At 55.0% G+C, this 23,758-nt stretch carries 19 protein-coding genes, 1 tRNA gene and 1 pseudogene; 5 read left to right on the top strand and 16 right to left on the bottom strand.

Features of this window, described 5'->3' with window-relative positions:
- Positions 1 to 120: 120 nt before the first annotated feature.
- The 3 genes from ppk1 to ychF all read right to left on the bottom strand — a co-directional run bounded on the left by ppk1 (position 121) and on the right by ychF (position 3,716).
- Positions 121 to 2,241: a polyphosphate kinase 1 gene (gene ppk1 / locus FLS37_RS05540; protein ID WP_255446424.1), complete on the bottom strand. Its 2,121-nt coding sequence runs from the start codon at positions 2,239 to 2,241 to the stop codon at positions 121 to 123.
- Positions 2,242 to 2,265: 24 nt separating this feature from the next.
- Positions 2,266 to 2,532: an oxidative damage protection protein gene (locus tag FLS37_RS05535; RefSeq protein WP_157314957.1), complete on the bottom strand. Its 267-nt coding sequence runs from the start codon at positions 2,530 to 2,532 to the stop codon at positions 2,266 to 2,268.
- A gap of 92 nt (positions 2,533 to 2,624) precedes the next feature.
- On the bottom strand, positions 2,625 to 3,716 hold the full coding sequence (ychF, locus tag FLS37_RS05530) for a redox-regulated ATPase YchF (protein WP_157314956.1): 1,092 nt from the start codon (positions 3,714 to 3,716) through the stop codon (positions 2,625 to 2,627).
- Positions 3,717 to 3,881: 165 nt separating this feature from the next.
- On the opposite strand from ychF, the gene FLS37_RS05525 reads away from it, so the two are divergent.
- Positions 3,882 to 4,235, top strand: coding sequence for a hypothetical protein (locus FLS37_RS05525; protein WP_157314955.1), 354 nt, complete (start codon positions 3,882 to 3,884; stop codon positions 4,233 to 4,235).
- A 60-nt stretch (positions 4,236 to 4,295) separates the two neighbouring features.
- Here FLS37_RS05525 and FLS37_RS05520 read toward each other — a convergent pair whose 3' ends face one another.
- The gene (locus FLS37_RS05520) at positions 4,296 to 4,907 is read right to left on the bottom strand and encodes a YecA family protein (RefSeq protein ID WP_157314954.1); all 612 of its coding nucleotides are present in this window, start codon (positions 4,905 to 4,907) and stop codon (positions 4,296 to 4,298) included.
- Positions 4,908 to 5,185: 278 nt separating this feature from the next.
- Between FLS37_RS05520 and aas the strand changes: the two genes are divergently transcribed.
- Positions 5,186 to 7,360 (top strand): bifunctional acyl-ACP--phospholipid O-acyltransferase/long-chain-fatty-acid--ACP ligase, encoded by a 2,175-nt coding sequence (gene aas / locus FLS37_RS05515; RefSeq protein WP_232522500.1) that lies wholly within the window; start codon positions 5,186 to 5,188, stop codon positions 7,358 to 7,360.
- Between the two features lie 63 nt (positions 7,361 to 7,423).
- On the opposite strand, the gene FLS37_RS05510 is transcribed toward aas, so the two are convergent.
- From FLS37_RS05510 to FLS37_RS05500, 3 genes are all read right to left on the bottom strand, one after another.
- Complete coding sequence (locus FLS37_RS05510; protein WP_198314498.1) at positions 7,424 to 8,755, bottom strand: DUF4397 domain-containing protein; 1,332 nt, start codon at positions 8,753 to 8,755, stop codon at positions 7,424 to 7,426.
- Positions 8,756 to 9,117: 362 nt separating this feature from the next.
- Positions 9,118 to 11,571 (bottom strand): carbohydrate-binding protein, encoded by a 2,454-nt coding sequence (locus tag FLS37_RS05505; RefSeq protein WP_157314952.1) that lies wholly within the window; start codon positions 11,569 to 11,571, stop codon positions 9,118 to 9,120.
- 383 nt (positions 11,572 to 11,954) lie between these two features.
- Positions 11,955 to 12,125, bottom strand: a complete 171-nt coding sequence (locus FLS37_RS05500; protein WP_157314951.1) for a hypothetical protein — start codon at positions 12,123 to 12,125, stop codon at positions 11,955 to 11,957.
- A 206-nt stretch (positions 12,126 to 12,331) separates the two neighbouring features.
- On the opposite strand from FLS37_RS05500, the gene FLS37_RS05495 reads away from it, so the two are divergent.
- Positions 12,332 to 13,459 carry a DUF1513 domain-containing protein gene (locus FLS37_RS05495; protein ID WP_198314497.1) on the top strand — a complete coding sequence of 376 codons (1,128 nt, stop codon included), beginning with the start codon at positions 12,332 to 12,334 and terminating at the stop codon, positions 13,457 to 13,459.
- Between the two features lie 106 nt (positions 13,460 to 13,565).
- Here the strand turns inward: FLS37_RS05495 and FLS37_RS05490 are convergent, their stop codons facing one another.
- The 4 genes from FLS37_RS05490 to FLS37_RS05475 all read right to left on the bottom strand — a co-directional run bounded on the left by FLS37_RS05490 (position 13,566) and on the right by FLS37_RS05475 (position 18,089).
- Entirely contained in the window at positions 13,566 to 14,090 is a 525-nt protein-coding gene (locus FLS37_RS05490; protein WP_232522499.1) for a D-alanyl-D-alanine carboxypeptidase family protein, read from the bottom strand.
- 17 nt (positions 14,091 to 14,107) lie between these two features.
- Positions 14,108 to 14,737 carry a hypothetical protein gene (locus tag FLS37_RS05485; protein WP_157314950.1) on the bottom strand — a complete coding sequence of 210 codons (630 nt, stop codon included), beginning with the start codon at positions 14,735 to 14,737 and terminating at the stop codon, positions 14,108 to 14,110.
- The gene (gene parC / locus FLS37_RS05480) at positions 14,738 to 17,113 is read right to left on the bottom strand and encodes a DNA topoisomerase IV subunit A (protein ID WP_157314949.1); all 2,376 of its coding nucleotides are present in this window, start codon (positions 17,111 to 17,113) and stop codon (positions 14,738 to 14,740) included.
- Between the two features lie 130 nt (positions 17,114 to 17,243).
- Positions 17,244 to 18,089, bottom strand: coding sequence for a transporter substrate-binding domain-containing protein (locus FLS37_RS05475; protein ID WP_157314948.1), 846 nt, complete (start codon positions 18,087 to 18,089; stop codon positions 17,244 to 17,246).
- A gap of 696 nt (positions 18,090 to 18,785) precedes the next feature.
- Between FLS37_RS05475 and FLS37_RS17105 the strand changes: the two are divergent.
- A pseudogene (locus FLS37_RS17105) lies at positions 18,786 to 19,073 on the top strand (methyl-accepting chemotaxis protein); the annotation flags it as partial.
- Positions 19,047 to 19,475, top strand: a complete 429-nt coding sequence (locus tag FLS37_RS17100) for a CZB domain-containing protein (RefSeq protein WP_374756832.1) — start codon at positions 19,047 to 19,049, stop codon at positions 19,473 to 19,475. The pseudogene FLS37_RS17105 and the gene FLS37_RS17100, both read left to right, overlap by 27 nt.
- A 115-nt stretch (positions 19,476 to 19,590) precedes the next feature.
- Here FLS37_RS17100 and glmU read toward each other — a convergent pair whose 3' ends face one another.
- From glmU to queC, 5 genes are all read right to left on the bottom strand, one after another.
- The gene (gene glmU, locus FLS37_RS05465) at positions 19,591 to 20,955 is read right to left on the bottom strand and encodes a bifunctional UDP-N-acetylglucosamine diphosphorylase/glucosamine-1-phosphate N-acetyltransferase GlmU (protein WP_198314496.1); all 1,365 of its coding nucleotides are present in this window, start codon (positions 20,953 to 20,955) and stop codon (positions 19,591 to 19,593) included.
- A gap of 217 nt (positions 20,956 to 21,172) precedes the next feature.
- Entirely contained in the window at positions 21,173 to 21,490 is a 318-nt protein-coding gene (gene grxD, locus FLS37_RS05460) for a Grx4 family monothiol glutaredoxin (protein WP_157314946.1), read from the bottom strand.
- A 148-nt stretch (positions 21,491 to 21,638) separates the two neighbouring features.
- Positions 21,639 to 22,454: a peptide chain release factor N(5)-glutamine methyltransferase gene (prmC, locus tag FLS37_RS05455; protein ID WP_157314945.1), complete on the bottom strand. Its 816-nt coding sequence runs from the start codon at positions 22,452 to 22,454 to the stop codon at positions 21,639 to 21,641.
- A 432-nt stretch (positions 22,455 to 22,886) separates the two neighbouring features.
- Positions 22,887 to 22,963: transfer RNA gene (locus FLS37_RS05450), tRNA-Gln, on the bottom strand.
- A 71-nt stretch (positions 22,964 to 23,034) separates the two neighbouring features.
- On the bottom strand, positions 23,035 to 23,721 hold the full coding sequence (gene queC, locus FLS37_RS05445; RefSeq protein WP_157314944.1) for a 7-cyano-7-deazaguanine synthase QueC: 687 nt from the start codon (positions 23,719 to 23,721) through the stop codon (positions 23,035 to 23,037).
- Between the last annotated feature and the right edge of the window lie 37 nt (positions 23,722 to 23,758).

Here is a 23,758-nt window from a genome sequence, read left to right as displayed (position 1 = left end):
AAATTCCAGCGGCATGATTTAATCTTTCAAATCGGCAGCCAATAAAAAAGCCCTATACACCATTATGTATAGGGCTATAGCCGAATATTCACCTTACCTACAAGGCAATACCCCTGCCAATCAGGTGCGGATACCAGCGCTTAGCTCGCTCAGTGTTAAGCCTTGTGCCGAGCGGACCTTGTCACCGCGTGCGACTTTGCGGCGATATCGACCGTCAGAGAGCATTTCCCACGCCTGCGTGTTATCCACCAGAAATGGTCTTAGGCTCTCGCGGATCACGCGGCGCTTCACTTTCGGGCTGAGCACCGGGAAGGCAATTTCGATGCGGCGGAACAGATTGCGCCCCATCCAGTCGGCACTCGACAGATACACGTCTTCGGCGCCATCGTTAAAGAAGTAATACACGCGGTGATGCTCAAGGAAACGGCCCACAATCGAGCGCACGCGGATGTTTTCCGAAATACCCGGCAAGCCCGGGCGCAGTGCGCACACACCGCGCACGATCAGGTGAATGGTCACGCCAGCACCCGACGCTTCATACAGCTTGTCGATGATCGACGGCTCCAGCAGCGCGTTCATTTTGGCGATGATCACCGCTTTTTTGCCTTCTTTGGCATGGGTAATTTCGCGGTCAATCGCGGCGATAAAATTGCTGTGCAGCGTAAATGGCGCTTGCCAGAGCTGATGATGATCACCCGCCAGCCCCAGGCCGGTGAGCTGCATAAAGACATCGTTCACGTCGCTGGTCATTTCACGGTTGGCCGTGAAAATGCCAAAGTCGGTGTAGAGCTTGGCGGTACGCGGGTGGTAATTGCCAGTGCCAACGTGCGCGTAGCGCTTGAGCTGGCCTTCTTCGCGGCGAACCACCAGCAGCATTTTGGCGTGGGTTTTATAGCCGTACACGCCATACACCACGTGCGCGCCAGCGCGTTCGAGTTTGGCCGCCCAGTTGATATTGGCTTCTTCGTCAAAGCGCGCCATCAGCTCGACCACCACGGTGACTTCCTTGCCACGCGCAGCCGCTTCCTGCAGTGCATCCATCAGCGTGGATTCTGCGCCGGTACGGTAAATGGTCATCTTGATCGCCACTACGGCAGGATCACGTGCGGCTTGCTGCAGAAAATCAACCACCGGGGTAAAGCTCTGGTACGGGTGGTGCAGCAAAATATCGCCCTGCCGAATGGCCGAGAAATAGTCGGCCTGCTTGCGCAGCTCGGGCGGAATGCCGGGCATAAACGGTGGGTATTTCAAATCAGGCCGGTCAACCTGATCGGGCACCTGCATCAGGCGCACCATATTGACCGGGCCATTGACGCGATACACGTCGGCGTCGGTCAGACCAAATTGCTGCGACAAAAAGTCCTGCACATGTTTCGGGCAGTTGTCGGCTACTTCAAGGCGCACCGCATCGCCATACGGGCGCTGCGACAACTCGCCCTGAATGGCTGCGCGCAGGTCTTTCACGTCTTCGTCATCCACCGAAACATCCGAATCGCGCGTCACGCGGAACTGGTAGCAGCCCAGCACATGCATGCCAGCAAACAGCTCATCAATATGCGCGTGCATGATCGACGACAGGAACACAAAGCCATGCTCGGTACCGGCAATCTCGGCTGGCATTTTGACAAAGCGCGGCAGAATACGCGGCGCTTGCACAATCGCAATGCCCGAATTGCGGCCAAAGGCATCACGACCTTCCAGCTCGACAACAAAGTTCAGGATTTTATTCGACAGGCGCGGGAAGGGATGCGACGGATCGAGCCCGATTGGCGTCAGAATCGGCATCAGCTCGCGGAAGAAATAATTGCGCACCCATTCGCGCTGCGCCTCGGTCCACAAGCTGCGACGGAAGAAGAAAATCCCCTCTTCTTCCATCGCTGGGAAAATCGTTTCGCGCAAGACGCGGTATTTGCGCTCGACCAGATCGTGCGCCTCGATGCACACCAGATCAAACGCCTGATGCGGCGTCAGCCCTTCGGGCAGCAGCCGCGTCGGGTTATGGCGCATATTTTCTTTGAGCCAGGCAATGCGTACCTCGAAAAACTCATCGAGATTGCTCGACACAATACATAGAAACTTCAATCGCTCCAGCAAAGGATTGCGGGCATCTTCGGCTTGCGCTAGCACCCGACGGTTGAACTCCAGCAAGCCCAATTCACGATTGAGCATCAATTGATTGTCGGCAGGTTTGTACGTCATCACATCGCTCTTTCTGGATTCTAAAGACACATCAGGCCGCATTATGCGGCCTGAATCATTACTGTATTACTGCGGAACAAAGCCCTGAATCGAATCAGCACCAGCACCCCAGAAATAATTTTCCAGCTGCTGCTGCAAATACTTGCGTGCGCTTGGATCAGCCAGGCTCAGACGGTTTTCATTGATCAGCATGGTCTGGTGTTTCACCCAGGCTTGCCATGCTTCTTTCGACACGTTGTCGTAAATTTTCTTGCCCAACTCGCCCGGAACAGGCGGAAAATCCAGACCTTCCGCTTCACGACCCAGTTTGACACAGTTAACAGTGCGGCTCATTGTTCTGTCCTTGATAATATGACGTTAATGTTACACCCGAATGACAAGTCTCATCGCGGGTGGCACAGCAGCTGATTCAGCCACCACAAAAATTACACATTGAAGAGGAAATTAAGTACGTCGCCGTCTTTCACGACGTATTCCTTGCCCTCGGCGCGCATTTTGCCGGCTTCTTTGGCGCCTTGTTCACCCTTGTACTGGATGAAATCGTCAAACGCGATGGTCTGCGCGCGGATAAAGCCGCGTTCGAAGTCGGTGTGGATTACGCCGGCGGCTTGCGGTGCGGTGTCGCCTTTGTGAATTGTCCACGCGCGCACTTCTTTTACGCCTGCGGTGAAGTAGGTTTGCAGGCCCAGCAAATCGTAGCCAGCGCGGATCAGACGATCCAGACCTGGCTCTTCCTGACCAATCGACTCCAGAAACTCGGCTTTGTCAGCGTCGTCCAGCTCGGCGATTTCCGATTCGATGGCTGCACACACCGCAACAACTGGCGCGCCTTCAGCTTTGGCGTGGGCGGTTACTTTATCGAGCAGCGGATTGTTGTCAAAGCCGTCTTCAGCGACGTTGGCAACGTACATCGCCGGTTTGATCGTTAGCAGGCACAGCGATTTGATCGCCAGCTTTTCTTCGTCAGTCAGGCCAGCGGAACGCGCTGGTTTGCCTTCGTTCAAATGCGGCAGCAGTTTTTCCAATACGGCCACCGTGGCCAATGCGTCTTTATCGCCCGAACGCGCTTTCTTGCCGTCGCGCTGGATGGCTTTTTCTACAGTGGTCATGTCGGCCAACGCCAGCTCGGTCCCGATGACGATAATGTCGTCGATTGGGTCTACGCGACCAGCAACGTGGATGATGTTGTCGTTTTCAAAGCAACGCACGACATTCACAATCGCGTCGGTTTCGCGGATATTGGCCAGAAACTGATTACCCAGGCCTTCGCCTTTTGACGCGCCAGCAACGAGGCCAGCAATATCGACAAACTCGACAATCGCAGGCTGGATTTTTTGCGGGTTGATAATCGCCGCCAGCTGGCCAAGGCGCTGATCGGGTACTTCAACGATGCCGACGTTCGGCTCGATGGTACAAAACGGATAGTTGGACGCTTCGATACCGGCTTTGGTCAAAGCGTTAAACAGCGTGGATTTACCCACATTCGGCAAGCCGACGATGCCACACTTGAGGCTCATAAATATCCTTGCACGGCGAAGCGTCGCCGTTAGTCAAAATCAAAACGCCATTTTACCCGATCAAAGCGCCACGCGCAGGCCTAGGTGTTTTTCTGCTGGTGATCCGCAGTGGCTGGCCGAATCTATGCGACGATATGGCCCCCAAGGATTTTCCGGCACCTCATCATGAGTCAGAGCATTTGCCTGCAGCTACCTTCAGCTGGCGACGGTCAGGCCACACAAGTCAATCAGGCCTATATCACCAGCCAGCTCGAGATACTGCGCGCTGCGATGGATCTGGACGTCAGCGATTATGATGAGCTGGCGCAGCTTGACGAGATCATCATCACCGCCGTCACGCTGGATCGGCAGGCGGTCAAAATTGATTACCAGCTGCGCTTTTCGGCTTTTTATGGCTGCCAGGATATTGAGTATCACGGTTGCTGCCAGCGCGTTTTACGCGGCCGCCGCGAGGGACATTGCCTGCTGTTCACGCCGTATACCGCACCCGACAGTGCTGATGGCGCTGGCGCGCTATAAACGAAAAAATGGCCATGAATCGCTTCATGGCCATCGGCTTGGTGCAAATTGATTTGCAGATCAATGCAGGCGGTGCTTGCTGCCTTCGCTGATTTGACGGTTGCGGAAAAAGTCGCGGATTTCGAGCACCATTTCCGGCAGCTGCTCGGCGATTTCATTATCGTGCTGAACCAGATTAATGCCCTCGCGCTCCATATCGGCGCGCATTTCATCGTCCGAGCCGCTCATGATGGCCATAAACATAAACTGGCCTTCTTCTTCATCGAGCAGCGGCTGCCATTCTTCTTCGGCCAGACCCGCGCCAAAACAGAAGCCCAGGCTCCATTCTTCGATGCTGGAATGCTGTTCGCTATCGTCTTCCCAGTACAGCAAAGGCTCGTAGACCGGCGGGTCTTGCGCCAGCTCATCGGCGATCTGGTTGTAGAGGCGCATCACCAGATCAATGATTGCATCGGCTTCGGGCAGCGCAAAAATCACGGCCTCGGGCTTGTCCCAGATCTGCCCCATCCATTCGGTCGGCATCACTTGCGCCGGGCCAACCAGAATCGCGGTGAGGTAACCATGCAACATGGACAGGGACATTGCGTCCTTACCGACGGCATCCGAGTATAAAAACTGATCGAGCTGATCGAGTTCCTCATCGCTTAGCGCTTGATCCAGCATTTTTGCCATGATGTATTCACCTGAAGGTCATATTGGTTGAGACTTGCACAGCAATACCCATATTAGGTATTGGTCGCAGCTTTTCTTAGTGCTCATTATACCCAAGCCATTGCAGCACCTAGGCGCTATTACCGGCTTTTTTGTCGCCAAACAGCGAAAAGGCACAAATACAAAGGCATTGAATGGAATAACTCCGGGCTTTATCGAGCGCAAATTAGGATTTGCGCCATTTTGAACGCTGACCTCAAGCGTAGTCTTTCAACGGTCTGATAAGATATGGCATCAAGTTGACAGCCACAGTAGATGCCATGCTCAAAGACCTGTTCCGCACCACCATGAAAACCCTGTTTCGCGTACTTTACCGGCTGACGATCAAGGGCGATTTCAGCGTGTTTCACAACCCGCGCACGCTGATTGTGGCCAACCATGAGTCATTCCTCGATGGTATTTTTCTGGCGGCGCATTTGCCGATTGATGCCACTTTTGTCGTGCATACCAAGGTGGCAGAAAACTGGTTTTTCCGGCTGTTTCTCAGTCTGACCGACTTTCTGGCGGTTGATCCGACTAACCCGCTGGCGATCAAGGCGGTGGTGCGTTTGCTCGAAGCCGGCAAACCCGTCGTCATTTTCCCCGAAGGGCGCATCACCACCACCGGCTCGCTGATGAAGGTTTACGATGGCGCGGCCTTTGCGGCGGCGCGCACCGGCGCAACGATTGTGCCGGTGCGGATCTCTGGCGCTTCGCGCACTTTTTTTAGCCGTCTCGGCGGCATTTATCCGCGCACGCTGTTTCCGAAAATCAGCCTGCAAGTGCTCGGCCGCCGCAATATTGCGATGCCGGATTTGCCGTCCGCCAAAGAGCGCCGCCGCAAAGCGGGCCAGCTGATGCGCGATATTTTGCTGGAAATGCTGGTGGCCACTCGCCCCGAACGCACTCTATATCGCGCCTATCTGGATGCGCAGATTGCCTTTGGCAGCGCGTTTAGCGTGGTGGAAGATATTTCGCAAAACGAAGAAAGCTATGGCAGCCTGACCAAAAAGATCCTGGGTCTGTCGCGCATTGTGGATAAAATTTTCACGCCGCAGGAAGCCGTTGGCGTGCTGCTGCCCAATACCACGCCAACGCTGGCGCTGTTTTTTGCGCTCAGTGCGAGGGCACGTATACCCGCCATGCTCAATTACAGCGCGGGTCGCGAAGGCATATTGGCGGCGTGTATTGCGGCGAATATCAAAACCATCGTCACTTCGCGGGCGTTTATTGCCAAAGGCAAGCTGGAAAGCCTGATTGAGAATCTGCCCAATATTCAGGTGCTATATCTGGAAGATTTGCGTCCACTAATCGGGCTGGGCGACAAATTATTAGTTCTGCTCGGCCTGCTGCGCCCGAGTAGCTTTGCCAGCAAACAATCACCCGATGATGCGGCGGTGATTTTGTTTACCTCGGGCTCGGAAGGAAAACCCAAAGGCGTAGTGCACAGCCACAATTCGATTTTGGCCAATGTGGCACAAATCCGTGCACTGGCTGACTTCACGCCGCGTGATAAATTCATGGTCGCGCTGCCGCTGTTTCACAGCTTTGGCCTCACCGCCTGTGCGATTTTGCCGCTGGTCACCGGCGTGCCGATCTTTCTCTATCCGACGCCGCTGCACTACCGCATCATCCCCGAGATTGTTTACGATCGCGGCTGCTCGGTACTGTTTGGCACCAGCACCTTCCTTGGCAATTACGCCAAATACGCCCACCCCTACGATTTCGGCCGCCTGCGCTATGTAGTGGCTGGCGCGGAAAAACTCAGTGAAGTGGTACGCAAAACCTATATCGAAAAATTTGGCATCCGCATTCTGGAAGGCTACGGCGTCACCGAATGTGCGCCGGTCGTGGCGGTGAATGTGCCCATGGCCAGCAGGCTGGGTACGGTCGGCCAGCTCACGCCGGGCATGCGCCACAAGCTAATACCCATCCCGGGTGTACCCGAAGGCGGGCAATTATGGGTCAGCGGGCCGAATGTGATGAAGGGCTATTTGCGCTATGAAAAGCCGGGCCAGCTCGAAGCTTTGCCGCTGGAAGACGGCGTGGCGTGGTACGACACTGGCGATATTGTGAAGCTGGATATCGACGGCTATATCACGATTCAAGGCCGCGCCAAACGCTTTGCCAAAATCGCCGGTGAAATGATTTCGCTCGAAGTCGTCGAGGCCATTGCCCGCAAAGCTGCACCGGAGTTGATGCATTCAGCCAGCTCGCGGCCTGATGAGGCCAAGGGCGAGGCGATTGTACTGTTCACCACGCAGCCCGACTTAAGCCGCGAGCATTTATTAGCCGCCGCACGCGAGATCGGCGCACCCGAACTCGCCGTACCACGCGAAATTCGCGTAGTTGACGCGATTCCGCTGCTAGGCACCGGCAAAACCGATTATGTCACGCTGAAAAAATGGGCGGCCGATGCTGTAGCGGCTGTATAAATTTCTCAGTCTGAATAAAACAAAAGCCGCAGATGCGGCTTTTGTTTTATTCATGAGTCGATCTTAATTATCGTTCAATACAGTCAGAGTAAAGTCTTTACTGCTATCGCCAGTGCCATTTGGCAGCAGACCACGCGCAACAACCGTGTAGATTTTTCCGGCGCTAGTACTTACTGCGGGTGAAGTAAATGCAGGAGCCGAAGTGGCTGCAGCACCAGCAACACGCAATTTAAATACATAATTGCCTGCTGGTACTTTCAGATAAGCACCTGCAGCCAGGAAGGACACATTACTCATCACCAAAGCATCATTGGCATACACGTCCACCGCAGGCGCATTCGGTGAGGCATGGACAACACGTACCTTGATCTGGCCAGCGGGTGGCAAGCTGGCATCATCTTTGGCGACCAGATATTGCAACGGAGGGTTGCCAGCCAGCAGGCCCACAGCAAACACTGTGTAGTTATTGGCTTTATCCAGCGCTAAATCTGCGGTCAGTGCCTGAGTAGCAGTACCCGCTGCATTGAGTGCCACGGTGTATTTCTTGGCTTCAACCGTCAGGTAATTGGACGCGGTAAAGAATGGCACATTACTTAGAATGGCACTGCCGTTGGCCAACACATCAACCGCAGGCGCATTCGGTGAGGCATGAACAACCCGCAGTTTGGCATTCACATCATTCACTTCGCTCACATTTGCAGTGGCTTCACGGTTGATGAGCAACACGCTGATTGGCGAGCTGCCGTTAGCTTGTGGCACTGCCACCGCAAGCAGATCGGCACCTGCTGGCACTGGTAGTGTACCGGAATCAAACACGACAGTTTTGCTGCCTGCAGGCGTCACACGTACGCGATAATCCGCTGCTGGTACTTCAAGCCCGCCGGAAAAGGCTTTGAATGCCACATTGCTTAATGTGGCTGTAGTGCTGGCCAGATCAGCTCCGGGTGCAGTCACATAGACATCAACGGCAGGTGCTGTAGCTGCAGCATGCACAACTCGTAGACGGGCTTGACCAGCGGCGGGTTTGGCCGTGCTCTCGGTAATGACCAGGGGTTCGATTTTGGCTACTTCATTCACGGCGATAACGGTTGTTAAGGTGTCTTTCGCCAATTTAAGCGTTGCACTGATCACACCAGCATCACTACCGGCGGGCGTTACTTTAACAGGCAGATCACCAGCATTCACGGTGAGCAAACCGCTAGCGGCTTTATACGGCACATTACTTAATGCTTTTGCCCCTGCTGCATAGACATCAACATTTGGCGCATCAGGTGATGCGTGGACGACGCGCAGCTGCGCTTGCTCAGGAACATGCACAGGATCACTCCCGCCGCCACAGGCCACAAGACCAGCGCTTGCAGCAACGACAAGCAACCATTTACTGAGTTTGATCATGATTATTCTCCGGCTGTGTAAGGAAATACCGTCACTTTCTAAATTGCACTGATGAATCAAAGCTACCGAGAAGTAAATATAGTACTTTTTAGTAAAAAAAGAAAACTGATTGGTAGATTTTTGTTCGAGCGAGTACAACGGCAATTTGTAGCACAGTAAAAGCCAGTTGGTTTTGGGGCAGATCTGTAGCGAGAAACGCAGACTATGGACTATCGCTTTTTGAGGACAATGTCGGGCAACACCATGCGCTGTGGGGCTCTGCACGCAGAAAAACACAATGGCGGGCACAATACCCGCCATTGTGAAGCGCAAGGATAAACGCAACATCCGGGCACCATTTATTGCCCCAAAATTTAATCTGCTTACCGTGGCAGCAGATAAGCCGGTGGCGGGCTTTCTTTGGCCACTTCGCTTGGCTGCTCGATCAGCTGACGCTGTGGTCGTGAATTGCTGCTCTCGTCCTGCGCGCTGCGCATTACGCTATAGCCCACATTGGCAAAGGCCAGCTGGATCTGCGCCCAGTCGTTGTAGTCGTTGAGCTGGGTTTGCAGCTGGCCGTCGCCATTGCTGTCGTAGCTCACCGCAGCACTATCCTGGCTGAAGTTGGCATTCCAGTCGGCATACGCGCCGCCGCTACTGCCCCGGCCCAGCATCTGGCTTTCGTTGAGCGCGGTTTCATTCAGCGGTGCACTGCTGCCGTCGGAATAATCAATCACAAAGCGGTTGCCGCAGGGGCCATCGAGTAAATCGCACACATTGTAGCTATTGGGTGCGCGTCCCGGCGTGGCTTTGCCTTGATGATTCAGGCGGAAATACACGTGTTCGCTGGTGCTGCTGCCTCTTGGATCGCTCGGTACGCCGTCGAGCTGGTAGGCGTAATTCATCACGCTCAGGTAATTGAGCTTGTTATTCAGCCCTTCGTTGCCGCCGTGGCTTAGCCCCAGATTGTGGCCCAGCTCGTGCATGATGGTGCCAGCCTGAAAGTTGATCAGCCGGTACAGATTTTCTGCGCTGCTGCTTGTTAGTCCCCAGAAGCCCAGCGTCACCAGCAGATCATTGCCATTGATTTCGGCCAGCCCTGACGAGCCGCCGTAGCCATTGGTGTTTTGCGTGCTGCCCATCAGCATGTAGTGAAAAATCAGGCGGCGGCGCACGTCCATGCTGTCGTTTTTGTAGGCCATCACGTCGGCACAATCGGGATTGCGATACAGCGTAACGCAGCGGGCAAACGGGACTTCCTTACCATTGCCCAGATTGAAATCAGCTGGGCTAAAGCTGGCGCTATACAGCTGGCCGGTGTCGATCAGCAGATCGATCCCGCGGCGGGCAAACGCGGCCTGAACCATGCGCAGCGCTTCTTTGCGCGGCGTCAGGCCTTCGTCGGTACCCGGCGTCATCCAGTCCACATGCAGCAGAATGGTCGGCCGCCCAGCGCGGGCGCCCATGGCGTACAGATCGAGTCCGGCGTAAGTGCCGCCCGGCCGTTTGGCGCTGCTGGGAATGCCATCGCGGTCTTCGTCGCTGGCATTGCTATCCACATCATTGCGCCCGGCTGGCGTACCAAACGGCACCAGTCGCCAATCACTGGCAGTATTGCTGTCCAGGCTTTGTGTGTAATAGCGTACCAGCGAATACCCCCCATTGCCGCTGATCGACGCCACATTGCCGCCTTGCCAGTGGCTGGCGCTCAGCGGGTTGATGCTATTGGCGCCAAAGCGGACAAAATCAATGGTCTGATTATTGCGAACCAGCTCGATTGAGCCATCGGTATTGCTCCAGACCGGGTAATCCTGATCGCTGCCGATGTATTGCGACTGGCTGGTTTTTTTCGGCGTGAAATTGTCGGTATTGCCCACAATAACCAGATAGGATTTGGCCGCAATCGAGCCGCTGAGCGGCCAGGTTTTCACCCAGCCACCGGGCTTGCCCAGCGTGCGCAGGCTGACGTCGTTCAGCGAGATGGCGCGCTCGGTCGGGTTGTAAATTTCATACCAGCTGCCGCTGCCATACTGGTCGGCGGCCACTTCATTGATCAATAGATCATTTGGCGTATTGCCTGCTGGCGGGGTCGGCGTTACGGCCGGAGTTGGGCTCGGTGCCGGTGTGGTCGGTGCCGGTGTGGTCGGTGCGGGTGTCTTTGGTACCGGTGTCGTTGATGCTGGCGTTGGCGAGGTTTGCGGTGTACTTGTGGGGGTGTTGCTCGGGGTCGGACAAGCGATAGGCGAAGTGGCGCATTGATCCAGTTTTTGCCACGGCTTGCCTTCACCGTGCTGGGTGTCGGGCGAATTGCCTTGCGTCCACCATTTGGCCTGATAATTCACGCCCTGATAGCTCACCGTTTGCTTGGCCACATAGGCCGTCTGGCTGCGCCACTCGGGCTGGCAGGCATTGGACGAATTCGACGTCGGGCTCGCCGTCACGACAGGGCTGGGCGATGGGCTAGGCCGTGGCGTTGGGCTGGCAGAGGGCGCCGGTGAGGCTGATGGCGTTGGCGACGCCGTAGAAGAAGGCGTAGGTGTTAAGGGTATTGCTTTCGGCGCAATACTTAGCGTGGCTTTTGGCGTGATACTTGGACTAGGTATACTCGCCTCGCATGCGCCGATCAGCTGCCAGACTTGGCCTGTGCTGGCGTTCTGGCTGGGGTTTTCGCCCAGCGTCCACCATTTCGCCCGGTATTCATAGCCCTGATGGCTGGCAGCATGCCCAGCCAGATAAGTTGTTCCTGCCTGCCAGCTGGCCGGACAAACCGCCGCAGCGGCTGGCAAAGCACTGGCGGCCATCAGCAGCGCCAGATAGTGAGGTGCAATGATCTTCATTAACCCTTCCCTAGAGTTATTTACCGAAACTGACTTTTGTTGTCATTTTTATTCCGGCATTGTCCAAGGTCTGGGACGCGTACTCAAATTTAACTTACTACTATCCATATAATTTGAAAGTCAAAATTAAATAATTTTGAAATATTTGTAAATAATCCAGCAAAAATAGCCACTTGGGCGCAGCTTCCACCCGCTCAAGGCCATGATATTCCGCCATAGCAGCGCGTAGGCTAGCCAAATTGGCTTGATGTGACGGCAGGATAAAAACGGGATTACACGCCAATTAAACCGATTCAAACGCTATAAATCAGTGGCTTGGCAGAGAAAAAAGCAGGATGGGCCACGGCCAGCGTGTAGCCGCGCACCACAGCGCTTACAGAAAACTACTTGGGTTTGCTATGGCAGATCAGCTGCTGGCGCAGATTTTCTATCGTAGACAGGCGGATCGCCCGGGCAATCTCCACCTCGCCCTGCTGACAAATCTGATAAAGCCCGTAGCGCAGCGTTTGTGGGCGCTGGGTGGTGGTCCAGATGGGGTGAATGGCGTAGCGCATGATATCGGTCTCCAGCACACGCTTGGCACAGCGTGTAAAACCAATATCGTTATGCCCCGGCAAAAATGAAGTACCGTTAATCCCCTATCTGCAGCGCTTGCTGATCAGCACATTGAATTGATCCAGATCAAGTCCGGATGATTGATTGATTTCACAGTCTTCGATTTAAATAATAATAATTCTCTTTCTTTTTTTTGGGGAAGACCTTGAATCGACGTGAACTCATCGCGGCCATGCTGGCCTTGGGTACGCTACCCCTCTGGCCAGCCAGCGCGCTGGCAGCTGATAAAACCCCACGCTGGACGCGCATCGCCGCAGCCTGGCGAGGCCCCAAAGAAAGTGATCCGTATTTTGCGGGAATCCTGCTGGCCGACTGGCAAACAAAATCATTGAGTATCGACAGCGCCGTAAAGCTACCGACACGTCCACACGGTATTTGCATCGAACCTGACGGCCATTTGCTCATCGTTGGCGTACGCCCCGGCACATGGCTAATGCGCTGCGATGTGCAAGGCAATGTGCTGGGGCAGCACAGTATGCTGGCCGAAAACACAAGGCTGAACGGGCATGCACTGCTGAGCGCAGACGCCAGCAAGGTGTTCACCAGCGAAACCGAGCTGAACACAGGGCGCGGTCTGATCGGCATTCGCGAGCGCGACACCCTGAAAAAAATCGCCAGCTGGGATAGCTGGGGCATCGACCCGCACCAGCTGGCGTTTGACGCGCAGGGGCATCTGATGATTGCCAATGGTGGCGTGCCCAGAGATGCAAAGGACGCCAAATATGATCTACACCGGATGGATTCAACTCTGGTACGGCTGGATGCAAGCAACGGCCAGAAGCTGGGGCTCTGGCGGCTGCCCGATCAACGCCTGAGCATGCGACATCTGGCACTCGCCCGACGCACCGATGGCAGCGAACTACTTGGGCTGGCGTTGCAGGCCGAGCATGGCAGCGAGGCGGCACGGGCTGCAGCACCGGTTTTCGCCTTGCTGGTTAATGATCAGCTTCTGATTCCCAGCACGGAAAATGATGGTGTCGGCCTGAGCGGCGACATCGTGCCAGCGCTACAGGGCGGATTTGTTCTGTCGTGCAGCAAGGCCAATCAGGCTCTGCTTTGGCAAGCTGCAGCAGCTAGCACGCTGAGCAAAACGATTGAATTCAAAGAAACCTATGCACTGGCAGCGTGGCCGGGCCCCGAGCGAGGAAATGGTGTACTGGCCGCAACCGCCTATGGTCTGGTGCGCTGGCACCCCAGCGCCGCAGGCCAGTTTCTGCCGTGGCCCAAACCGATGGCGCTGGATAATCACTGGGTAGTGCACAGCGAGGGATAGAGACGCGATTGGCGGTACGGTTTGTTTTCGACAGTGCAGCAGCACAAGCAGGGTATTGCCATACAGAACTTGCCAATATTGGCCCAGCGAGATATACCCAATAAAATCAATTTGATTGATAGCACCAATGCCACGGCTCGTAGACGTAGCCGTAGGCGTTATTGCGCGGGAAGGAGAGCGTAAAGCCAAAGGTGGCGGCGTGCTGGCTGAGCCAGGCATAGGCGCTGGTGGTTTCAAAGGCTTCTTCAACGACGGGGCCGCCGGGCTGGTAGATATCGACAGCGCGGCCGGTGTGGTGCTCGCTGCAGCCAGGGGGCGCGAGCACTTGCAGGATGTCGGCGATCTGCTGGCCCAGATCGAGCTTGCGCTGGATCAGCTCGACCTGACGACTGCTGGCACGATAAGCCGAGGCGATTTTCAGCGTGATCCCGTCGGCGTTTGCGGCGGCCTGCATGCGCAGCCAGGCGTCTGCGGCCGCTGGCGTGAGCTGCCAGACCCGGCCATCGGCGGCGGTTTCAACGTCGATCAGCTCGGTGGCTTCGGCAAACACACACAGCGATTTCTGCTGCAAGACTTCGGGCGCAATGCCAAGCTGCTGCCAGCTGCTTTGCAAGTGGGTGGGCAATTTCATCTGTCGCATCTGTCGCATCAGTCACCTCCGCCGCCGCAACTGCTGGAGCAGCCCGAATCGCTGCTGCCCGAATCATGGTCATCGCTGCGGTCGGTGCTGCTGCAGCCAGACGATGAGCAGCTGCTGGTGGATTGCGCTGCTGCGGCCAATTGGGCGCCCGAGTAATGCTGGCCGCCGGGAATGGCCAGCGCGGCATCAATGGCGAAAATCAGCGGCAAGGTCGCCAGCGCCGGGTTGAGCCCTTCATCACGGCAGGCGCGCACCCAGGTGCGCTGCAAATCGGCATGGCCCTGTGCGCCCGTTGCCGGGGTGTGATGCAGAAAGCGGCCCAGGGCTTTTTTGCAAAATTCCTCGTAGACGGCGGTGTGCAAGATGAATTCGTGCCAGTATTCATCGACAATGAGCGATGGCATGGCCAGCGCAGCTTTGCTTTTGGCGTGCAGGCGGAAGTATTGCCGCATGGCATTTTCAACCTGCAGCCATTGCGCGTCGTTCAGCTCGGGATATTTCAGCGCCAGACGCCGCCGGATGCCGCTGGGGAAACGGTAATGATTCAGGTAATAAAACTGTTCTTGCTGCCGACGGCGCTTCAGATAGTGATAAATGACAACGCCGATCAAAATCAGCAGCAAGAATTTAAACAGCATTTAAAACCCCGGAAATTTAAACCCTGCGTTAATCGGCTTGCCTTTGCGCGCGCGCTTGCCAATGTACGGCGCCATTTCATTGGCATCCAGATTCATTTCTTTTGGCACTCCACCGCGACCTGTGCCGGTCAATTTTAACGATTTACCATCACAGATGGTAATCGCCGCCAGCTCATCTTTATCATCGAGCGCCATCGTAATCACGCCGCGACCACCACCCGCCAGCTGCTTGAATTCGCTGTAGGCAAACAGATGCAGCTTACCGGCTTTGGACAAACACGCCACGATCGCGTCGGCGCTTGCGCTAAAGCTGGTGACGCGCAGCAGCGTTTCATTGCCTTCCAGCGTGATAAAGCTCTTGCCCGCTTTCTGGCGGCTGATCAGATTATCAGCCTGACACGCAAAGCCATAGCCAGAAGAGTTAGCGATCACCAACCATTCGCCAGTACGTGCCACAATCATTTGCGTGATACGCGTTTTCGCGACCAGATCGACCAAGGTTGTCACCGGCACGCCATCACCACGTCCACCCGGTACGACTGAGGCTTGAATTGTATAGACGCGACCATCGCTGCCAAATAGCGCGAGCTGATCGATCGTGCGACATTCGATCGATGCCAGTTGGCTATCGCCGTCTTTAAAGGTCAGATTTTGCAAATCAAGGCCATGGCCTTGGCGCGAACGCAGCCAGCCTTTTTCCGACAAGATAATCGTGCACGGCTCGTCGACGACGGCGATTTCGACCGAAGCACGCTCTGCGTGTTCGATCAAAGTGCGGCGTGGATCGGCGTATTTTTTCTTATCAGCTTCGATTTCTTTAATGATTTGGCGCTGCATCGCCTGCGGGTTAGACAGTAGGTTTTCCAGCTCGGCTTTTTCATTGCGCAAGTTAGTCAGTTCTTGCTCAATCTTAATGCCTTCCAAACGCGCCAATTGGCGCAGGCGGATTTCCAGAATGTCTTCGGCCTGGCGCTCGGACAGATTAAACGCCGCCATCAGATCGGCTTTCGGATCATCGGCGTTGCGGATAATGCGGATCACTTCGTCGATATTAAGCAAGACCAGCAAGCGGCCTTCCAGAATATGAATCCGATCATTCACCTGACCCAGGCGATGCGTGACGCGGCGTGTGACAGTGACAAAGCGGAAATCAATCCACTCGGCAATGATGTCACGCAGCGTTTTCTGTCCCGGGCGGCCATCGCGACCAATCGTCACCATATTGATCGACAAGCTGGTTTCCAAGCTGGTGTGCGCCATCAGCAGATTCATCAGCTCATCGGGATTCTGGCGCGACGATTTCGGCTCGAACACCAGACGCACATCGCAATCACGGCCCGATTCATCGCGTACCCGATCGAGTACGCTCAGGATCAATTGCTTGGTTTGAATTTGCTCTTGGCTGAGCGCTTTTTTGCCTTTTTTGACCTTCGGATTGGTCAGATCTTCGATTTCTTCGAGGATCTTCTGGCTGGAAGCACCATGCGGCAGCTCGGTTATGATCAATTGCCATTGGCCACGTGCGAGGTCTTCTTTTTCCCAACGAGCGCGTACTTTCAGGCTACCACGGCCATTTTCATACGCGGCGGTAATGTCGCGTGGCGAAGAAATAATCTGCCCGCCACCGGGTAAATCCGGGCCCTGGATATAGGCCATTAATTCCGCGGTGGTCAGCTTGGGGTTACGAATCAGCGCCACGCTGGCGTCGGCGACTTCGCCCAGATTGTGCGATGGCATTTCGGTCGCCATGCCGACGGCAATCCCCGAAGCGCCGTTGAGCAGCAGCACCGGCAAGCGCGCAGGCAGCAAAACGGGCTCTTTGAATGCACCGTCGTAGTTCGGGATAAAGTCGGTGGTGCCTTGATCAAGCTCGCCGAGTAGCAAATCGGCCACCGGCGTTAAACGCGCCTCGGTGTAACGATAAGCTGCCGCACCATCGCCATCGCGTGAGCCAAAGTTACCGTGGCCGTCGATCAAGGGATAGCGTAGCGAGAAATCCTGTGCAATCCGCACCAGCGCGTCGTAGGCCGATTGGTCGCCGTGCGGGTGATATTTACCCAGCACATCGCCGACAATCCGCGCCGATTTCATTGGTTTGGCGGTGGCGGTGAGCCCCAGCTCGTGCATCGCGTACAAAATGCGGCGCTGTACGGGTTTCTGGCCGTCTTCCACCTGCGGCAAAGCGCGGCTCTTGACCACGCTCATCGCGTATTCGAGATAGCTTTTTTCGGCGTACAGGCCAAGCTGCACCGATTCGCCATCGTCTGGCGTGGCTGACACCTGCGCTTCGATAAAGCGGCCGCCCTGCCCGCCCGAGCTGGCGGTATAGGCTGATTCGATGGTTTCTTCTGCTACTGGCGCGATCGGTTCCGACATGGTTTCCGTGACTACTGATTTAAATGTGCGGCTATTTTAGCGGGTAAACGGCTACTTTATCCAAGTACAAAAATCTAAGGCCTGCTTCACGTGAAACAGGCCTTGAGTTTGCTGCTGCTGCGATGGCGTTTTATAACACGCGCAGTGTGAAGTATTTATAACCCAGTTGCTGATGTTGCCCGCTTTCAATGATTTTGCGCAAAGCCATATTAAACTGGTCGCGCAGCTCGCCATCTTCCTTGCGCAGCGCAATGGCCTCACCGCGGCCTAGCCATTTGGGTGAGTCTATGCGATTGCCGACCATTTCAAAGCGATCCTGATTGCTGGCCGATTTCAAGAAATTGCCCAGCACCGCGCTATCGTCAAACACCAGCTTGATCTCGCCTTTTTCCAGCGCGGTCATCATCTCATCGGCGCTGGCAAAGCGTTTGATGGTGACCTTGCTCTGATCCATTTCATTGCTGATGTAATCATCAAACGTCGTTTTGGCCACCACGCCGATACTTTCACCGCGAATGCGCTCGGCGGTAATCACCGGCCAGATGATTTTGGATTTTTTGCTCGCCACATAGGTGCCCGGCACGCGCGAATACACATCGGTAAATTGCACCAGCCGTTCGCGCTCTTCGGTAATCGATAAAGACGCCACAATGGCGTCGGCTTTATGCTCGTTCAGCGAGGGAATCAGCTGGTCAAAATCAAAGCGGGTAAATTCGCAGCGCACCTTCATCTCCAGGCACAGCGCATTGGCCAGATCAACATTAAAACCGGTGAGCTGCTGATTGGCGTCCAGATATTCAAACGGCGGATATTTGCCTTCCAGCGCGATGCGCAGGGTTTTCTGCTCGCCTGCCGCAGAGGCCACTACAGGGGTATTGCTCTCTAGCGCTTTTCCAGATTGGGCCTTACCAAGATACTGCCATGCAGTAAGTGCGCCACCTGCAATCACAATGGCCGCGATCAGCATTTTTTTCATCGTTGATCAATATAAAGCTTACAAAAAAAGCGATGCTACGCGAAGTTGTAAGGAATGATATTAGGGTTTTCACTAGGTATTAATTTGCTAAATCATTGAATTTTATGGGGAAGCACTTGATGGCATTGTCATGCTGCGCTTGACTGTGGCCTGAGTCACAGCTACGCCGGGCTATGGGCGCGGGGCAGGTTTATCCGCCGTATCGTCTGCATTTTGCACCGATTGCATCCGAGTCAGGGCGTTGCCGCAGCTTGTTGACTATACTGGGCAAATTATCAAGTTGCGCAGGGGACTGAGATGTTTTTTGGTCAAAAAAAACTGATTGCCAGTTTGTACGAAAGAGTGGCCAATCTGGAGCAAGAAAATCAGAAGCTGAAAAAAGAAAACACCAAATTGCTCAAAGACCAGGACTTTATCAGCAGCCTGCAAAATCAGGATAATGGCGAGGGCAAATACTATCTTTCGATGTTTGAATCGCTGGCGCAATTTGGCGTGTCGCTTGATGCTTCATCGCATTCGCTGGGCAGAATGAATGAAAAAATGAAGGAAGAGCAGCGCTGCGCAGCCGCCCTAAGCCGGGTGGCCAGCGACAATACACAAGCGATTGCGACCATTTCCGATAGCCTGACCCTGCTCTCGAGCACCGCCGCCCAATCTGTCACCGAGGTGGACAAACTGGATCAGCAATCAGACCAAATCAGTGGCATTGTGCAGCTGATCAAGGAAATTGCCGATCAGACCAATCTGCTGGCCTTGAACGCCGCAATTGAAGCTGCCCGTGCCGGCGAGCAAGGTCGTGGCTTTGCGGTGGTGGCCGATGAAGTGCGCAAGCTGGCCGAGCGCACCGGCAATGCCACCAAAGACATTACCAAGCTGGTCGGCGAAATCCGCCAGGAAACCCAGTCGGTCAAACAAACCATGAACACCATGGCCGAACAAACCGCGCAATACAGCGATATGGGCCGCAACGCCGCCAGCGATATGGAGCTGCTGATTACCGTATCGGGCGAAATGGAAGAAATGGTCAACCAGAATATGCTGGCCAGCTTTGTCGAGGTCGCCAAGCTGGATCACCTGCTGTTCAAGTTCCGGGTTTATCAAAGCGTATCAGGCGCGCCCAGCGGTGGCGGCCTGCACGTCACGAACGATCCGCATCAATGCCGCTTTGGACACTGGTACTACGACGGCGAAGGCCAGGCCCTGCTGGGCAAAAACCCCGCCTACCGTGAAATGGAAGCCCCGCACGGCGAGGTCCATCACGCTGGCACCGCCGCCATTTCAGCCTGGCAGGCAGGCAAAAAAGAGCAGGTACTCAGCGCATTGCAACAGATGGAGCAAAGCAGCTCCCGCCTTGGCGGCATACTGGATCGCATCGCTGGCATTTAATCACCCAAATCAGCCAACCCCACCTCGGTCGGGGTTGGTCTACATCAGGAAATAGCCAGCGATTGCGCGATAGGCCAGCCTCTCTTGCCAAGTAGCACACCGGCACTCATCATTCTCACTTTTTAGTTGGCCTTTGCCACCCGGTAATGGTGGTTTGCTTCGCTCTAGCCACCGTCAGCTCACCGGCTGGCGCATTCTTGCTAATGACCGAACCTGCCCCGGTAGTGGCGCCCGCACCTATCGTCACCGGAGCAACCAGCACATTATTCGAGCCGATGCGCACATTGTCTTCAATAATGGTGCGGAATTTATTCACGCCATCGTAGTTGGCCGTAATCGTGCCTGCGCCAACATTGACACCCGCACCCATCGTTGTATCGCCAATATACGTTAGATGATTCACCTTGCTGCCTTGGGCAATGGTTGATTTTTTAACTTCAACAAAATTGCCAATATGAACGTCAGCAGCAAGCTCGGCACCCGGACGCAGGCGGGCGTACGGGCCAATCAGGCTCGCTACGCCCACGACAGCGTCTTCCAGGTGGCAAAAAGGATGAATCACCGCTCCATCGGCAATCGTCACATTTTTCAGGTAGCAATGTGCACCTATGCTGACATTCTGACCGAGCACAATCCGGCCTTCAAACACACAATTCACATCGATCGTCACGTCCTGACCATGTTCAATCGTGCCGCGAACATCAATCCGGGCAGGGTCGGCCAGACCTACTCCGGCGCTCAGCAGCGCCTTGGCAATCCCATGCTGATGAATCCGCTCCAGGGTAGCCAACTGCAATTTATTATTGATCCCCTCGGCCTCCCAGTGATCTTGCGGATGCACAGTGGCAATCTCGACTCCATCACGCACCGCCAGGGCAATCAGATCAGTGGCGTAGTATTCGCCTTGCGCATTGTCATTTTTCAACTCGGACAACCAGCCTTTCAGTCTGGCGGTAGGCAACACCAGAATACCGGTATTCATTTCACGGATTGCCGCTTCTTCGGCGCTACAATCTTTCTGTTCGACAATATGGGTCACCTGACCATCTGCATTGCGCACAATCCGGCCATAGCCGGTAGCATCGTCGAGAATATCAGTCAGAATCCCCAATTTGCCACCGGCACAGGCTGTAAGTAATTTCTCCAAAGTCGCTTGGCGGGTTAAAGGCACATCGCCATACAGCATCAGCGTCGTGTCGCCTTCAAGCTGCGGCACAGCCTGCGCCAGCGCATGACCAGTCCCAAGCTGTTCAGCCTGCAAGGCAAAACCAAGCTGCTGCCCCACCAGAGCCTGCTGCAGTTTTTCGCCACCAAAACCATACACAACCACCAGCTTTGCCGGTTTCAGACCCCGCGCAGTATCAATCACATGCTGTACCAGTGGCTTGCCTGCCAACTGATGCAATACCTTGGGCAGGCTTGAATACATGCGCGTGCCTTTACCCGCCGCGAGGATAACAACATCCAGTACAGTGCTCATTCGCTTATTCCGTGCAATAGTCATATCCGCGCTATTCTAGCTGCTACTTTGCTGCTGCGCAGCGGTGAAATGCCCCTAGGGTCTATTGACGCTTTTTTCAGCGCAGCAAGGATGCGAGGACAAAGCCGGTTTCAAACAGCTCAAAGAAAATTGCATGCAAAAACGCCGCTGGTTCAAACCTAGCGGCGTTTTTTTATATCAGCGAAATAAAAGCGAATTACTCGGCTTTCAAATCAGCAACCATCTCAGCCAATTCGCCGCTGGCGTACAGCTCTTTCATGATGTCGCTGCCGCCGACAAATTCACCCTTGATGTAGAGCTGTGGAATCGTTGGCCAGTTGGCGAATTCTTTGATGCCTTGGCGGATTTCCGGGTCGGCCAATACATTGACCGCAGCGAAATTCACGCCGAGGTTTTTCAGGATTTGCACCGCGCCGGCCGAAAAGCCGCATTGCGGGAAAGTTGGAGTGCCTTTCATATACAAAATCACTGGGTTTTCAGTAACTTGCTGGCGGATAGTGTCTTGAGTGCTCATGATTTTGGCTCTTCGTGGTTGGGCTAGCGGAGCGAATAAAAACAAAATGCTCGCAAAGCTTGAATAATTTACTCGGGTATTGTAAGTCCGTTGCTTCCGGTGGGCAAGCCGTCGCGATTGATCCAGCGCAATCGCGCATTTGCAATCGCTAAGGTTTCCGACCGCCGCTGACGCGATCATTGGCGCCCAAATCCTGCCAGGTCTGCACTTCGCTAAAGCCTGCTGTAGCCAGCATTTCGCGACAAGCTGCGCCTTGATCCCAGCCATGCTCAAGCAGCAGCCAGGCGCCCGGCTGCAAATGGCTTGGTGCGGCGGTGATAATGGTTTGGAGATGAGTCAGCCCATCGTGGCCGTCGGTGAGCGCGCCGCTGGGCTCGAAACGCAGATCGCCCTGATGCAGGTGATCATCCTCGGCATGGATATACGGCGGGTTGGAGACAATCAGATCAAAGATTTCGCCTGTGACGGCGGCAAACCAGTTTGATTCGAGCCAGCGCACATCAGCACTCAGACTTTGCGCATTGGCTTGCGCCACGGCAAGCGCGTCGCTCGATAGGTCAAGTGCGCTGACTGATAAATCGCCTCGTTCCAGCTTGAGCGTAATCGGGATGCAGCCCGAACCTGTGCCCAGGTCAAGCACCTTGCCATTGTTGGGGGCGCGCGCCAGCGCCAGTTCGACGAGCAATTCGGTGTCGGGGCGCGGGATTAATACCGAGGGATTGACGATAAATTCGCGACCATAAAATTCGCGGCTGCCGAGCAGATACGCCACCGGCTCACCATCGCGCCGCCGCGCTGCCAGCGCATGAAAGGCGGCCATCTCGGCTGCGCTGGCCTCTTCATCATCGTGCGCAATCAGCCAGGCGCGGTTTTTTTTCAGCACATGCAAGAGCAACACCTGCGCGTCAAAACGCTCGATCTGGCCTTGCTGAAGCTGACTCTGGATCAATTCGCGGTAAGTCAATGATTGCTCCCGGTTTGAATGCTGAGCGGCTTATTGAACAGGTATTGCTCTGCAGAGCACACTGCGTTTGACATAGCGAGCAATACCCAAACGATAGGGGTGATATTCTCAATGTGTGTTGAAAGTTTTTAGCGCCTTCGGCGCAGTGTTTTACAGTCGCAATCCGCGACGAGGACTTACTTCTCTTGCTTCGCCAAGAGAAGTAAGCAAGAGAAGGCGCACCCCGCCTGCGGCCCTCCGGGCTTCCCTCGGTCAGTCGCGAGCCAAACGGTAATGCTGTTTGTCTCACTCCACTCCCTCGGCGATGGGCGACAGGGGGTTTTAAGCCCTAGATCCACCAGCGAGGTTCTGATCCAACACGTATTGAGCACATTCCCGCGATAGGCAACAAAAAAGCCGCTCGATACGGATATCGTTAGCGGCTTGATTGTTTGGCAGGGGAAGAAGGATTCGAACCTTCGCATGTCGGAATCAAAATCCGATGCCTTAACCAACTTGGCGACTCCCCTACTTAGGCTGCGCATTGTATAGGTGCTTTTTCAGCTTGGCAAGCACTTTTTGCAATTATTTTCGACGAAGCTTATTGTTTCGCCTGATAGCGCGTCGGGTCAGCCACGCCTGCAGCGGCAAAACCGGCGGCGCGCAGACGGCAGGCATCGCATAGTCCACACGCTTCACCCGCATCATTGGCTTGATAACACGTGGTGCTCAGGCTGTAGTCAACGCCCAGTTTGAGCCCTTCAGCGATAATTTGCGCCTTGGTCAAACGAATCAATGGCGTGTGAATGTGCAGCGACGAGCCTTCAACGCCGACCTTGGTCGCGAGCCGTGCCATCGCCTGAAACGCCGAAATGTATTCGGGGCGGCAATCGGGGTAGCCCGAGTAATCAACCGCGTTCACGCCGATATAAATATCATCCGAGCCCAACACTTCAGACCAGGCCAGCGCGTAGGACAGCAGCACAGTATTGCGTGCAGGGACATAAGTAACGGGGATTTCATTCTCCATCGCGCCATCAACCGGCACGGCGATATTGGCGTCGGTCAGTGCCGAGCCGCCAAAGGCCGCCAGATCAATTTTGATCACGCGATGCTCGATGGCACCGAGCGCTTTAGCAACGCGCTTGGCGGCATCCAGCTCGGCATTGTGGCGCTGCCCGTAATCGAATGACAGCGCATAGCAGTCGAAACCCGCCGCTTTGGCCATCGCCAGGCATGTGGCTGAGTCCAGACCACCGGATAGTAAAATAATCGCTTTTTTGTTCATGGCAAATCCCCATGGGGTATATCAATCAAAGACAGAA

Origin of the sequence: Chitinibacter sp. GC72, assembly GCF_009760905.1 — a bacterium.
Lineage (GTDB): Bacteria > Pseudomonadota > Gammaproteobacteria > Burkholderiales > Chitinibacteraceae > Chitinibacter.
This window is presented reverse-complemented; position numbering and strand designations above follow the sequence as displayed.

Coding starts and splice junctions, on each gene's coding strand:
- ppk1 (WP_255446424.1), bottom strand. CDS start 2,241: ATGCGGCCTGATGTGTCTTTAGAATCCAGAAAGAGCGATGTGATGACG.
- FLS37_RS05535 (WP_157314957.1), bottom strand. CDS start 2,532: ATGAGCCGCACTGTTAACTGTGTCAAACTGGGTCGTGAAGCGGAAGGT.
- ychF (WP_157314956.1), bottom strand. CDS start 3,716: ATGAGCCTCAAGTGTGGCATCGTCGGCTTGCCGAATGTGGGTAAATCC.
- FLS37_RS05525 (WP_157314955.1), top strand. CDS start 3,882: ATGAGTCAGAGCATTTGCCTGCAGCTACCTTCAGCTGGCGACGGTCAG.
- FLS37_RS05520 (WP_157314954.1), bottom strand. CDS start 4,907: ATGGCAAAAATGCTGGATCAAGCGCTAAGCGATGAGGAACTCGATCAG.
- FLS37_RS05510 (WP_198314498.1), bottom strand. CDS start 8,755: ATGATCAAACTCAGTAAATGGTTGCTTGTCGTTGCTGCAAGCGCTGGT.
- FLS37_RS05505 (WP_157314952.1), bottom strand. CDS start 11,571: ATGAAGATCATTGCACCTCACTATCTGGCGCTGCTGATGGCCGCCAGT.
- FLS37_RS05500 (WP_157314951.1), bottom strand. CDS start 12,125: ATGCGCTACGCCATTCACCCCATCTGGACCACCACCCAGCGCCCACAA.
- FLS37_RS05490 (WP_232522499.1), bottom strand. CDS start 14,090: ATGAAATTGCCCACCCACTTGCAAAGCAGCTGGCAGCAGCTTGGCATT.
- FLS37_RS05485 (WP_157314950.1), bottom strand. CDS start 14,737: ATGCTGTTTAAATTCTTGCTGCTGATTTTGATCGGCGTTGTCATTTAT.
- parC (WP_157314949.1), bottom strand. CDS start 17,113: ATGTCGGAACCGATCGCGCCAGTAGCAGAAGAAACCATCGAATCAGCC.
- FLS37_RS05475 (WP_157314948.1), bottom strand. CDS start 18,089: ATGAAAAAAATGCTGATCGCGGCCATTGTGATTGCAGGTGGCGCACTT.
- FLS37_RS17100 (WP_374756832.1), top strand. CDS start 19,047: ATGGGCCGCAACGCCGCCAGCGATATGGAGCTGCTGATTACCGTATCG.
- glmU (WP_198314496.1), bottom strand. CDS start 20,955: ATGAGCACTGTACTGGATGTTGTTATCCTCGCGGCGGGTAAAGGCACG.
- grxD (WP_157314946.1), bottom strand. CDS start 21,490: ATGAGCACTCAAGACACTATCCGCCAGCAAGTTACTGAAAACCCAGTG.
- queC (WP_157314944.1), bottom strand. CDS start 23,721: ATGAACAAAAAAGCGATTATTTTACTATCCGGTGGTCTGGACTCAGCC.